Here is a 14025-nt window from a genome sequence, read left to right as displayed (position 1 = left end):
ATTTTAGCTGAGGATACCAGGAATACACAAAATCTTTTAAATTATTTTGACATAAAAACTAAACTTGTTTCATATCATAAATTTAATGAAAAGAGTAGAAGTGAAGAAATTGTAAATGAAATTCTAAATGGTGAAAAAACTGTTTCTTTAGTAACAGATGCAGGAACACCTTGCATATCAGATCCGGGATATGAACTCGTTAAAAAAGCAAGGGAAGTTGGAATAGAAGTGCTTGGTTTAGCAGGGGCTTCAGCTGTTACAATAGCACTTTCAGCCGCAGGAATAGATACATTTGAGTTTGCTTTTTATGGTTTTTTACCCAGGAAGAAAAGCGAACTGGATATATCTTTGAAAAAAGTGCTCCACAATCCAATAAAAACTTTTGTACTTTATGAGTCACCAAAGCGTATTGTAAAGTTAATAGAGAGCATTAAGGATGCTATGCCAAATTCAACAATATGTGTTTTAAAGGAACTTACCAAGCTCCATGAAAATTCATTTTATGGAAGTGTTGATGATGTGCTGGAACAGTTGAAAAATCATGAGGATGTTGAAAGAGGGGAATATGTGGTCGTTGGCTACAACAATGATTATGAAGAGCCACAAACTAACAATACAAGCGTAAGCTTGTATGCAATTTTGTTTGACAAATTAGTTCAAAAGCATTATTCTTTAAAGGAAGCTGTTAATGAAGTGGTAGAGGATGGTATTGCAACAAAAAATGAAGTGTACAAAGCTTCATTAGAAGTGAAGAAATTTATTGAAAATTATTAAGGGAGACATTTATGTTAGGCACTATAGTAAATTCATTGGCAATTGTATTTGGAGGGTTAATCGGATACTTCTTCAAAAATATAATACCCCCAAAGCTTTCGGATTCACTTCTAAAAGCATCCGGCTTAGCTGTATTGGCAATAGGAATAAAGCTGACCTTAGTTGGAGACAATCTTACGCTTTTGATTATTTCTATATTAATTGGAACGTTAATAGGAGAACTGATAGATATTGAAGGAAAGTTGGACAATTTGGGTGTAACAATAGAAAGTAAGCTTAAGAACAAGGAAAGCAATGTAGCTGCCGGATTTATATCATGCACCCTTGTTTTTTGTGTTGGATCAATGGCAATAGTAGGCTCAATACAAAGCGGACTTACAGGCAACCACGAAATTCTATTTTCTAAGGCATTGCTTGACGGAATTATTTCTGCATCTATGGCTGTTTCCATGGGAATAGGTGTTATGTTTTCAAGCATCAGTGTTTTTATTTATCAAGGAACCATAACCGTAATGGCTCAATTTTTGCAGTCCCTACTAAGCGATGTTGTAGTTAATGAAATGACAGCTATCGGAGGTACTTTGATTATGGCAATCGGACTTAATTTTCTTGAAATAAAACGTATAAGGGTTGGAAATATGCTACCGGCAATTTTCTTGCCAATACTGTATTATATGTTCTTTTAACATATTTTTTAGAGGTGTAAAGTTGAAAAAGAAAGAATTAATTCTAAATCCTATAATAATCATGATAATTTGTTTATTGTTTATTATTGGATCCATTGTATTTTCAATTCCATTGTACTTTGGTTTTTTGGTTGGAATAATATTTACAATTGTAATATTGTATAAAAGTGGATATAGCATAAAAGAATTGCTGATGACAATTGTGCATGCTGTTTATGAGGTGAAAAATTTAGTAGTTGTTATATTGTTTATTGGAGCAACAACTTCTATATGGCTTGCTTCAGGAGTTGTTCCCACCATTATGTATTTTGGGTTTACTTATATGGAAGGTGTAAATTTTTTGCTCGCTGCTTTTTTAATAATGTGTGTCGTTTCTATGTTTATGGGAACTGCTATTGGAACTTTAAGCACAGTCGGTATATCTCTTAGTGGGATTGGATTGGGACTTGGAATTCCAAATAATATAATGGTGGGTGTTCTTGTATCAGGTGCATTTATAGCTGATAAAATTTCCCCGCTGTCTGGACTTGTTAATCTAGAGATGACAACAGTTGACAGAAATTACAAGCAAGTATTTAAAAGCGCACTGGTTACATTGATTCCAACAATAATAATAACTGCAATAATTTATTATATAATAGGTTTAAAATATACAACCGGAGATTACAGTAAACTTTTGTTGTACAAAAGTGCAATTGCTGAAGGTTTTAATACTTCACCGATACTTTTGGTATTGCCTATAATTGTTCTTATGCTTTCTGTTTCGGGTTTGAAATCTGTTTTAACTTTATCGATTGGAATAGTTGTAGGGGCAATACTCAGCATGGTTTTTCAAAATATGTCTTTTGGGGGCATAGTAAGGTCGATTTTTCTTGGTTATCACGGCAGCACTCCTTCAGCTGAACTTAATGATCTTCTTGTGAGCGGTGGGATGATTTCTATGGTTGAAGCAATATTAATAGTAATCAGTGCCATATCATTAGTTAAAATTTTTGAAAAAGGCAATATTTTAATGCCAATAATGGATAAGCTTGTATTCGGAATTAATACCAAAATAAATTTAGTCAGACGTACAGGGTTGATAAGTATTCTGTTAACTGTTGCAACATGCGATCAAACAGCAGGAATAATACTGCCCGGGAAAATCCTTCAGGATAAATACAAGGAATTAGGCCTTGATAATACTGTTCTTGTGAGAACTATCGCTGATACAGGGGTAATAATAGCTCCTCTTATGCCTTGGAATATTAATTCATTTTTAATAAAACCAATATTAGGAATTACAGCAAGTCAATATGCGCCGTACGCAGTACTCTGCTTTGTATGTCCTATTGTGACAATTGCAACAGCATATATTTTATATAAAAATACAAAAGAAAAAACTACTGATTATTTTATAGAGTAAGAATTTTATCATTAGAGAAGCTGAGCTTGGTTTAATAACTAGCTTGAACAGCTTTTCTTTTTTTATGAAAAATAATTGTTAAATTCTTATTTAATTAAGGTAAAAACAACAAAAAGCTTAATTAAAAAGAAATAATTTTTGTGTGTTGCATGTAATAATAACTCGCAATATAATACAGATAGGGAATATATATTGTAGCACATATGTCAAAAAACGACTATAAAATGCAACGTATATAAATAATTAATTAACTTCAGGAGTGTGTATATATGCATAAAATAACTTTTAATTCATATGTTTTAAATTGGATAGATGATGTAGTAAAGATGACGAAGCCTGCCAATGTGCTGTGGATTGACGGCAGTGAAGAACAAATGAATAAAATACGTGAAGAAGGATGCAGTACAGGAGAACTGAGAGCGTTAAATACAGAAAAATATCCAGGATGCGTTTATCACCGCTCTAAAAATGATGATGTAGCTCGAATGGAGGATAAAACATTCATTTGTTCATTAAACAAAGAGCATGCAGGTCCTACTAACAACTGGAAAAGTCCAGAAGAAGCGTATAAGCTGGGGAAAGAAATTTTTAACAATTCCATGAGTGGAAGGACAATGTACATTATTCCATACTCAATGGGTCCTATTGGTTCGCCATTTTCTAAAATTGGATTTGAAATAACAGATTCAATCTATGTTGTTTTAAGCATGCATATTATGACAAGAACAGGACAAAAAGTATTGGATGCCCTTGGTGATTCTAATGATTTTGTAAGAGGTGTGCATGGCAAATGCAACTTAGATATTGAAAAAAGATATATATTCCATTTCCCGGAGGATAATACAATATGGTCGTGCAATTCTGCCTATGGTGGGAACGTACTTTTAGGAAAGAAATGTTTTGCTCTTAGAATAGCATCCTATCAGGCATGGAAAGAGGGATGGATGGCAGAACATATGCTAATTCTTGGAATTGAAAATCCAAAGGGTGAAGTTAAATATGTAGCAGCAGCATTTCCGTCAGCATGTGGTAAAACAAACCTTGCAATGTTAATACCACCTGAATTATATAAGAAAAAAGGATACAAAGTATGGACTGTAGGCGATGATATTGCATGGCTTCGAATTAAAGAAGATGGAAGGCTGTGGGCAATAAATCCTGAAGCAGGTTTTTTTGGAGTTGCACCTGGAACAAATGAAAAATCAAATTATAACGCGTTAATGTCTACTATGAAAAATACAATCTTTACAAATGTTGCATACAACTTGGATGATGATACAGTTTGGTGGGAAAAAATGAATGATAATCCTCCGGAAAACGGACTTGACTGGCAAGGAAATCCTTGGAATGGCAAGTTGTCTAAAGAAAAAGGAGCCCATCCTAATTCAAGATTTACAGCTCCTGCAAAAAACTGTCCATGCATTTCATCTCAGTGGGAATCTCCAGAAGGAGTACCATTATCAGCAATAATATTTGGAGGAAGACGTGCAAAAACAGCTCCATTGGTATATCAGTCAAGAAATTGGCAACATGGGGTATTTGTGGGTTCAACACTTGCTTCAGAAACTACAGCTGCAGCTGCAGGGAAAGTTGGGCTAGTGAGAAGAGACCCTATGGCTATGCTTCCGTTTTGCGGATATAACATGGGAGATTATTTTGCACATTGGTTGGAAATGGGTACAAAAATGAGCAATCCACCAAAAATATTTCACGTAAACTGGTTCCGTACAAATAAAGAAGGCAAATTTTTATGGCCAGGCTTTGGAGATAATTTCAGAGTTTTAGAATGGATTATAAAAAGGTGTGAAAATAAAGTTGATTTTGTAGAATCACCGATAGGAAATATTCCAAAAGTTGAAGATATCAATATTGAAGGACTTAACATTTCAAAAGCCACAATAGATAATTTGCTTAAAATTGATAAGAACTCATGGCTTGAAGATGAAAAAAACATAGAAGAATTTTATGCTAAAATTGGGGATACAATGCCAGAAGAATTAAAAGAAGAATTAGCAATTTTAAAGAGCAATTTAAAAAATGCTCTAGTTGCAATAGTTGCTTAAAACAAAAAGGAACGAGCACTTCGTTCCTTTTCGTTTTTTGATTTATAAAAATATTCGAGAAATTACGGAAGCCCTTTACAGGAAGCAGTTTAAAAATACTCCCCTTGTAATTTTAATAATATAATGTATAATTAATATAAAAATCGAATATGAAGGGGAAACAATTTTAATAATTGTTAAATATATTATTTTATGAGAAATATAAAAATAATTATTCAGTACGATGGTACTAGATATAAAGGATGGCAAAAACAAACAGAAGAAATTAATACTGTTCAAGGGAAGCTTGAAAGTTTATTAAGTTTAATGACCGGTGAAGAAATTCAACTGATTGGATGCGGGAGAACAGATACAGGTGTTCATGCATTAAATTATACGGCTAATTTTCATACGAATTCAAATGCAAGAACTGAAGATATGTTTAAATATTTGTATGACAATTTAACAGATGATATAGCAATAAAATCCATAAAAGATTCAAGCGAAAGATTTCATTCAAGATATAATATATTGTCAAAAACATATATGTACAGAATAAATAACAACCAGGTAAAAAATGTTTTTGACAGAAAATATATTCATAACATAAGCGGTAAACTAGATTTGGAAAAAATGAGACAATGTTCTGAGGTTTTAATTGGAACTCATGATTTTCAAAGTTTTACTACTTTAAAATCAAAAACGAAATCAACAGTAAGAACAATCAATTATATTAACATAGAAGAAAATGACGGTATTATTGAAATTGAAGTAAACGGTAACGGGTTTTTGTGGAATATGGTAAGAATAATACTGGGTACATTAATTGAGGCGGGAAAAGGGAAATTAAATAAAAATGATGTTGAGAATATATTAAATGCAAAAAAAAGAGCTGATGCAGGACCTATGATTCCGGCAAAAGCATTGTTTTTAAAAGATGTAGAGTATTAAAAGCAATGAACTATTATTGTTAGGATTTGTGTAGTGCACAAGTCTTTTTCTTTTTATTTCTTCTAAATATTTCTTTACTTATTAAATATATCATATTAAAATTAAAGCACAGCACGTAATAATTAATAAAAATAAGGGCGTCGTGTGGTTTTTATCGGTTGCCGGAACTTCAGCAAGAAAAGGGAGCAGTCAATGAAACTTAAATTTATACATACTTCAGATATACATTTAGGCAAAAAATTTGACATAGAACATTTCAGTTTAAAAGAACGTGAAAAAAGAAGGCAGGAAATTTGGGATGCTTTTGATGAAATAATTAAAATTGCAAGAAATGAAAAAATTGAGTATTTATTTATAGCCGGAGATTTGACAGAAGGTGAATATATAAATTTTAATAGTCTTAATAAAATTTCGCAAAAATTTAATTTAATCAAGGAAACAAAAGTTGTAATGGCATGCGGAAGCAGCGATCCTTACAATATTAACAGCTTGTATGAATATATACAGTGGCCTGACAATGTATTGCTTGTAAAAAGCACTGACTCTGTTGAAAAAATTTATTTTTCGGAGGATAATTTATGCTTGTATTCTTTGAGTTGGGACAAATCTTCCGGCAATGAGAAATCACAGTTAATATATGACATATCAGTGGATGAAAGCAAATTAAATGTGCTTATTTTAAATTGCTGTCTAGAACAAGATTGTGACAAGATGCCTGTTAATGTTGATTTAATTAAAAATAAGTTTGATTATTGTGCATTGGGCGGAAATCATAATTTTGAACAAATCAGAAATAATATGGCTTATTGTGGTACACCTGAACCCCTCAGTTTTGATGAAAAAGACGAACACGGAATTATAAAAGGAACATTGGAAAAACGAAATGTAGAATATTCTTTGCAGCCTATAGCAAAGAGAAAATTCATAACGCGCAATATTAATTTAGAAGCGACGTATAGTTTCAATAAAATACTTGATTTGATTAAGTTTTCGGGAGACACATTTTCAAATATTAAAGATTACGTGAAAATCAATTTAACAGGTATAGTTAATACTGATATATCAATGGAAGAAATAGAAAATGAAGCAAAGCAATTTTTTTACTACATAGAATTTGAAGAAAATTATTCTTATAAAAATACAGAAGATAAAAACTATGATGGCTATGAATTCAACATTATTGAAAGCTATAAATTTCAATTTGAAAATCATCAGGACAAACTGGAGCAACAAGCGTTTAAGTTAGGACTTGAAGTTCTCAGAAAAGAAAAGGTGGTAAAATAGCATGTACATAAACAAACTGCACTTAAGAGCATTTGGCAAATTTGCATATAAAAGAATTTATTTAGGCAACAAATTTAATATAATTTATGGCGAAAATGAAGCCGGGAAATCAACTGTTCATAATTTCTTGGAAGCTCTATTGTATGGATTTGATGAAGATGAAGAGGGAACAGCTAAATTCAATAAATATAAACCTTGGAACAACAGCTTGTACAAGGGTTCCTTAGATATAAACAACAATTTTGGAGATAAGTATCATGTTTCAAAAGATTTTTTGCTTAAAACAATACAGGTGTTTAAAAAAGATTCAAGTGACACAAGCGAACCTGAACTGATAGAGGAAAACATTTCAAATCCGGGGGAGTTTTTCTTTAATATTAATAAATTATCATTTTGCAATACAGTTAGTGTTAGACAGCTTGGAAATAAAACTGAAAAAGAAATGGCATATGAGCTTAAAAATAAAATTATAAATTTAAGCAAAACAAGAGATGAATCTATTTCAATGGAAAGAATTTTAGCTCGTCTTTACAACATTAGAGAAGAAGCAGGAAGTGAAAGTAACGATAAAACATTGTTAGGTCAATATTTTATTCGTGTATCTGAACTTAAGGGCGCAAGAGAAAATGCTGTAAATTCAGGCAGACAAGTTATGTTTTTAGCTATGGAAAAAAAGAAGCTTGGAAGTAAAATTCAGGAACTTGATATTCGTATTGGAGAGCTTAAAAGTCAATTATCAGATTATCAGCTATCAATTGAAAAAAATAAATTTTCAAAAGCAGAACCAATAAAAAAAGAGTTAGATGAAATAAATGAAAAGCTGTTAAGTTTTAATGAAGAAGAAATTACTAAGTATTCTCAAGAAGACTATAAAGAAGCAGTAAGTATAGAAAGCATTTTGTCTTCAATGAAAAATCAAAGGCAAATTTTGATGCAGGAAAAGGAAGGCCTAGAAGCAGAGCTTGAAAAACTTCAGTCAGACATATCTAATTATATTGACGAACAGTTTGACATTGACAAATTGAATGAGGATTACAGAAATTATAAAGAAAATAATATAAAAATCAATGATATGAAATCTAAAATACTTTTGGGACATGACGCCATAAAAAGCATCGATATTGAAGAAATTAATAAATTCATTGCTGATTATAATGAAGTTGAGGAAATAAACAAAAAAATTGATATTACAAAGATTTTACTTGATGAAAAAAGTTATGATTTAATGAAGAAATTTGGTAGAAACCAAAATATTAAAAGTTTTTTTACTTCGATTTTCGTAATTGCTTTTGTATGTGCCGCAGCATGTTCATTCTATTTAGGATATACTTTAAATATCATGGAATATTATTATGGAGCAGGAGCCTTAATTCCTGCAATAATCTGTTTTATTTTTGCATCAAAACAAAGTAATAAATCAAAAAGTGCAAAAAAAGAAGTTGAAAGCATGGAGTGCGAGTATGCAGATTATACAATTTCTATGAATCAGTTGGAAAATGAAAAAGAAGAGATTGTAAAACAAGCAGGATGTGACAATTTTCAGGATATGACTGATATTTTTCAAAAGAAAAGCACTGAGAACAACGTTGTTGAAGAAAAATTAAGACTTTTAAACTACGATGAAGAAATATTGAAAGAAATTGAAGCAGAAAATGCAGAATTATTAAAAAAGCTTTCGAACACACTTAATATATTAAAATTTGCGGAAATGACTGGTGAAAACATCAAAGCAGCAAATGATGCATACAACAGGAAAAACTATGTAAAAGAAAATATTTTACAAATTAAAGACAGTATTGAACAGCTTAAACAAAATCTTTCAAGGGCAGATAAAGAGATATCATTTGAGGACAAAAGGTTGAAAATGATATTGGGAGCCAATTATATGGATGATTTGGAAAGCTTTAAAAAGAATGTTACGCAATGTGAAGAATATAAAGAGCTTAAAGTTAGAAGGGATTATTGCGAAAAAATTTTAAATACCATAATAGGAAATGATAATTATGATGAATTGAAAAATAAAACAAAAAATGTGATGCTATATGATGTTAAGGAACTTGATGAACAAAAATACCAGCTGAATATTTTTGAATTAAATGATAAAAAAGCTGAATTAAAGAAAGGCATTGATAACATTCATAAAGAGATAGAAGAAATAGAAAGAAATACTAGAAGTTTGGCGGAAATAGAAGAAGAGATTGATTTTTATGAATATAAAATAAATACATTCAAAAGAAAAATTAAAGTTGCAGAAATTGCAGCAGAAAGAATAACAAAAATATCTGATTCCATAAAAGGGGATTTTATGCCTCTTTTAAAAAAATCAATAAGCGATAATTTCGCTTATTTGACAGGTGGAAAATATAATGGAGTTGTAATAGATTCAGATATGAATATTACAGTCTTGTCAGAGGATAATAAAGACAGAAAAATTGAGCTGGAAAGTTTAAGCGGAGGAACATTGGATCAACTTTATTTGTCTCTTAGGCTTGGGTTAAGCAATATTTTAAGCGGTAGTCAAAATATTCCGTTGATTTTTGATGACAGTTTTGTTCAATATGATTCTAAAAGACTTAAAAAATCAATCGAAATGCTTGCAAGAGAAAGCGAAAGGAGACAAGTAATATTGTTAACTTGTCAGGAAAGAGAAGCGGAATTAGCAAAGCAAATGAATGTTAAATTTAACTATATAAAACTATAAGGATTATTATGAGAATATTAGCTATAGCTGATTTGCATTTTGACTTTAAAAAAGAAAAGCCTATGAATGTATTCGGTGATAATTGGATAAACCATGAAGAAAAAATAATTGAAAATTGGAAAACTAGAGTTGAGGAAGATGACTTGGTATTAATTCCCGGTGACATTTCATGGGCTTCAAACCTTGAGGATGCAATGGGTGATTTGCTGAGAATTGAAGAATTGCCTGGGACTAAAATAATAGGGAAGGGCAATCACGATTATTGGTGGGCTACATCAAATAAACTGAATAATTTAAATTTGAAAACAATAAAGTTTTTAAAAAATAACAGCTACGAATATGGTGGAACTGTTATATGCGGAACCAGAGGCTGGGATACCATGGAAGAACATTCGGGAGATGAATCAAATAAAAAAATTTTTTTAAGAGAAATGAACAGGCTTAAAATATCTCTTGACTCAGCAAAAAAAAGCAAGAAACCTATAATAGTTATGCTTCACTACCCACCATTTGACAGTGATGGCCTGCCAAATGAGTTTTTTTCCATATTGAAGAAATATGAAGCGGAAATATGTATTTACGGGCATCTTCACGGAGAAGAAGGTCATAAGAATGTGAAGGAAGGAACAATAGACAATGTTGTAGTTCACTGTGTTTCAAGCGATTACATGGACTTTAATATAAAACGAATAAAATAGCCAGAAACAGATATTATAATTATGATATCTGTTTTTTATTAAGTGAAATAAAAAATAATATGTAAATTTATTTGTTCATGATATGTAAACAAAAATCATATTTTACTATTGACATGAATACATATATAGAGTATCATTTATTATGAAAAACGTTTTATTAAAATATGAGGATGGTGAGCGGTATGGCTAAAATGGATGCACTTGTAAAGAAATTCAGAGAACCGGGATTATGGCTGGAGCAAGTGGATGTGCCTGTTCCTGAAGAAGGGGAGGTACTTGTTAAAATTCATAAAACTGCTATTTGCGGAACGGATGTTCACATATATGATTGGAACAAATGGGCTCAAGATACAATCCCTGTTCCTATGACAATAGGACACGAATTTGTTGGAGAAATTGTGGAAATCGGAAAAGGTGTTAAAGATTTACACGTGGGCGATTTAGTTTCAGGCGAAGGACATATTGTATGTGGAAAATGCAGAAACTGTTTAGCGGGAAGAAGACATCTTTGTAAGGATACTAAGGGTGTGGGAGTGAATCGCACAGGAATATTTTCTGAATATGTAACACTTCCGGCAACAAACATATGGCTTTGTGACAAGTCAATACCAGAAGAAATATACAGTATATTTGATCCTTTTGGAAATGCTGCTCACACTGCGCTGTCGTTTGAAGTGCTGGGGGAAGATGTGCTTATAACAGGAGCTGGACCAATAGGAATAATGGCAGCAGCAATAGCAAAGCATGCAGGAGCAAGATTTGTAGTTATTACAGATGTTAATGACACAAGACTGGAACTTGCTAAAAAATTAGGTAACTTCAGAACTGTAAATACAAGAGAAGAAAGTCTGGACGACATAATGACAGAATTAGGCATGAAGGAAGGATTTGACGTAGGAATGGAAATGTCAGGCAATGGTAAAGCTCTAAATGAAATGATTAATCATATGTCTCATGGAGGGAAAATTGCGATGCTAGGCATTCAAGAACCGAACACAACTGTTGATTGGAATAAGGTGGTTTTCAACGGACTTCATATTAAAGGCATTTATGGAAGAGAAATGTTTGAAACCTGGTATAAAATGCAGTCAATGTTAAAGTCTGGCCTTGACATTTCACCTATTATTACACATAGATATCATTATACAGAATATGAAAAAGGTTTTGAAGCCATGATAAGCGGAAAGTCTGGTAAAGTTGTATTAGATTGGACAACGAAAAGATAAAGGGGATGATTGAATGTTCGAGGTAAACAAACAATATTATGCTGATATTTTAAAAGATATAAAAGAAAGCGGACTTTGGAAGGATGAAAGAATAATTACTACAGCACAAAGCAGCAGAATAAGCACAACAAAAGCCGATGGAGTGCTGAATATGTGCGCTAACAATTATTTAGGTTTAGCAGACAATAAGGAAGTTATTGAAGCAGCTAAAAGTACATACAATTCATGGGGCTACGGACTTTCATCTGTGAGATTTATATGCGGTACTCAGGAAATTCATAAAAAGCTGGAAGCAAAATTAAGTGAATTTCTGCAAACAGAGGATACTATTTTATATTCATCTTGTTTTGATGCAAACGGAGGATTGTTTGAGACAATCACAACAGAAAATGATGCTATTATCAGTGATGAATTAAATCATGCCAGTATTATTGATGGCGTAAGACTTGCAAAAGCTAAAAAATACAGATATAAAACAACGATATGAATTCATTGGAAGAGCAGTTAATTCAGGCTGAAGAAGACGGAACTAAAATTAAAGTAATTGTAACTGATGGTGTGTTTTCAATGGATGGGATAATAGCAAATCTTAAAGGAATATGCGATTTGGCAGATAAGTACAACGCTCTTGTTGTGGTTGATGATAGCCATGCAGTTGGCTTTGTAGGTAAAACAGGGAGAGGAACCCCGGAATACAGAGACGTTGTAGGACGGGTTGATATAATAACAGGTACATTGGGCAAAGCTCTTGGTGGAGCAAGCGGTGGTTATACAAGCGGAAGAAAAGAAATAATAGATTTATTGAGACAGCGTTCAAGACCATATTTGTTTTCAAATACATTGGCGCCTGCCATAGCAGGAGCATCCCTTAAAGTTCTCGAAATGCTTATGGAAAGCACAAAATACAGAGATAAGCTCGAAGAAAATACAAAATATTTCAGACAGGAAATCAAAAAAATAGGGTTGCCGATAATAGAAAGTGAACATCCTATAGTTCCAATTATGCTGGGTGATGCTGTTTTATCTCAGAAAATGGCAGAAAAACTTCTTGAAAAGGGAGTTTATGCAGTAGGTTTTTATTATCCTGTAGTACCAAAAGGAAAAGCAAGGATAAGAACTCAAATATCAGCGGCTCATTCAAAGGAAGATTTGGATTTTGCTTTAAACGCTTTTAAAGAAGTAAAAGAAGAACTGGGAATATAATTTCTTGCAAAACATTAATTGAATTTGTTGCTAAAATATTAAAAGATAAGATTTTTCACTTTGTCACTATCAAGACAGACTGAAAAATCTCATCTTTTTTATTTATTCAAGTTATAAAAATTTTGCCACTTCTTCTTTTGTGTGACGAAGGCGCAGAAATGATTTGCGCATTATATCAAAAGGTATTACAGTAAATGATAATGATATTACCGTAAATAGTTCGTTTAATGTTAAATCGCATGTTCTGAATACACTTCCACCATAGTACAAAAGCAATATTTGTATGATGCATACCAGTCCCATTATAGCTACAAACGCCTTATTCTTAAGTAAGTTAGATAAAAGGTTAAGCCTTTGAGTTCTTGCATTAAGACTATTAAATATGGCACACAGCATAAACAAAGCAAAGAAACCTGTCATTAAATAATCATTGCTTGGAGAAAAACGAAATAGATTATTTATGTTTGGAAGTTTTAAAAACAGCACACACAAAGCGGTTGTATATATGCCTGTTGCAAAAATTTGATTTTTCATATATCCGTTAATTATTTTCTCTCCTTTTTCCTTAGGCATTTCTTCCATATATTCAGGTAAAGGAGCTTCTCCAGCAAATGCGAGTCCTGCCAAAGTATCCATAACCATATTAATCCACAGCATCTGCGTTACAGTTATAGGTGTTTCTATGCCTATAAATTGACCTAATAAAGTAACAGCCATTGCACACATATTTATTGAAAGCTGGAAAATTATGAATTTCCTTATGCTTTTAAATATTGTTCGTCCATAAAGTATGGATTTACTTATGGATGAAAAATTATCGTCAAGAATTACAATGTCACTTGCTTCTTTTGCTACTTCAGTTCCGCTTCCCATGGAAAAACCAACATCTGCTATTTTTAAGGCAGGAGCATCATTTATACCGTCACCTGTCATTCCTGCAACAAGGTTCATTTCCTGAGATAACTTTATTAGCCTGCTTTTATCTGATGGAAGTGCTCTTGCAACTGCACGCAAGTTTGGCATAAGTTTTTTTACCTGATCATCAGTCAGACGAT

The 14025-nt window shown here is 32.2% G+C and carries 10 protein-coding genes and 1 pseudogene; 10 read left to right on the top strand and 1 reads right to left on the bottom strand.

Annotated features, from left to right (window positions below; all coding sequences use genetic code 11):
* From rsmI to SA378_RS05045, 10 genes and pseudogenes are all read left to right on the top strand, one after another.
* Nucleotides 1-774: 16S rRNA (cytidine(1402)-2'-O)-methyltransferase (gene rsmI, locus SA378_RS05090; protein WP_318524902.1), on the top strand; the 774-nt coding region annotated here is incomplete at its 5' end.
* 11 nt (nt 775-785) lie between these two features.
* Complete coding sequence (locus SA378_RS05085; RefSeq protein WP_318524901.1) at nt 786-1460, top strand: DUF554 domain-containing protein; 675 nt, start codon at nt 786-788, stop codon at nt 1458-1460.
* A gap of 22 nt (nt 1461-1482) precedes the next feature.
* Complete coding sequence (locus tag SA378_RS05080; protein ID WP_318524900.1) at nt 1483-2865, top strand: Na+/H+ antiporter NhaC family protein; 1383 nt, start codon at nt 1483-1485, stop codon at nt 2863-2865.
* A gap of 269 nt (nt 2866-3134) precedes the next feature.
* Entirely contained in the window at nt 3135-4928 is a 1794-nt protein-coding gene (locus SA378_RS05075) for a phosphoenolpyruvate carboxykinase (GTP) (RefSeq protein WP_318524899.1), read from the top strand.
* 192 nt (nt 4929-5120) lie between these two features.
* Nucleotides 5121-5858 carry a tRNA pseudouridine(38-40) synthase TruA gene (gene truA / locus SA378_RS05070; RefSeq protein ID WP_318524898.1) on the top strand — a complete coding sequence of 246 codons (738 nt, stop codon included), beginning with the start codon at nt 5121-5123 and terminating at the stop codon, nt 5856-5858.
* Nucleotides 5859-6050: 192 nt separating this feature from the next.
* Nucleotides 6051-7142, top strand: coding sequence for a metallophosphoesterase family protein (locus SA378_RS05065; RefSeq protein WP_318524897.1), 1092 nt, complete (start codon nt 6051-6053; stop codon nt 7140-7142).
* Between the two features lies 1 nt (nt 7143).
* Nucleotides 7144-9843 (top strand): ATP-binding protein, encoded by a 2700-nt coding sequence (locus SA378_RS05060; RefSeq protein ID WP_318524896.1) that lies wholly within the window; start codon nt 7144-7146, stop codon nt 9841-9843.
* Between the two features lie 8 nt (nt 9844-9851).
* Nucleotides 9852-10541 (top strand): metallophosphoesterase, encoded by a 690-nt coding sequence (locus SA378_RS05055; protein ID WP_318524895.1) that lies wholly within the window; start codon nt 9852-9854, stop codon nt 10539-10541.
* Between the two features lie 191 nt (nt 10542-10732).
* Complete coding sequence (tdh, locus tag SA378_RS05050) at nt 10733-11767, top strand: L-threonine 3-dehydrogenase (RefSeq protein WP_318524903.1); 1035 nt, start codon at nt 10733-10735, stop codon at nt 11765-11767.
* 13 nt (nt 11768-11780) lie between these two features.
* Nucleotides 11781-12970, top strand: a pseudogene (locus tag SA378_RS05045) (glycine C-acetyltransferase).
* Between the two features lie 111 nt (nt 12971-13081).
* Here SA378_RS05045 and SA378_RS05040 read toward each other — a convergent pair.
* Nucleotides 13082-14025: cation-translocating P-type ATPase (locus SA378_RS05040; RefSeq protein WP_318524894.1), on the bottom strand; the 944-nt coding region annotated here is incomplete at its 5' end.

It is taken from the genome of Sedimentibacter sp. (assembly GCF_033447055.1).
GTDB lineage: Bacteria > Bacillota > Clostridia > Tissierellales > Sedimentibacteraceae > Sedimentibacter.
This window is presented reverse-complemented; position numbering and strand designations above follow the sequence as displayed.

Bases quoted from the DNA above. Each gene is read 5' to 3' on its own strand.
- SA378_RS05055 (WP_318524895.1), top strand. From the start codon at position 9,852: ATGAGAATATTAGCTATAGCTGATTTGCATTTTGACTTTAAAAAAGAA.
- SA378_RS05075 (WP_318524899.1), top strand. From the start codon at position 3,135: ATGCATAAAATAACTTTTAATTCATATGTTTTAAATTGGATAGATGAT.
- SA378_RS05085 (WP_318524901.1), top strand. From the start codon at position 786: ATGTTAGGCACTATAGTAAATTCATTGGCAATTGTATTTGGAGGGTTA.
- SA378_RS05065 (WP_318524897.1), top strand. From the start codon at position 6,051: ATGAAACTTAAATTTATACATACTTCAGATATACATTTAGGCAAAAAA.
- truA (WP_318524898.1), top strand. From the start codon at position 5,121: ATGAGAAATATAAAAATAATTATTCAGTACGATGGTACTAGATATAAA.
- SA378_RS05060 (WP_318524896.1), top strand. From the start codon at position 7,144: ATGTACATAAACAAACTGCACTTAAGAGCATTTGGCAAATTTGCATAT.
- tdh (WP_318524903.1), top strand. From the start codon at position 10,733: ATGGATGCACTTGTAAAGAAATTCAGAGAACCGGGATTATGGCTGGAG.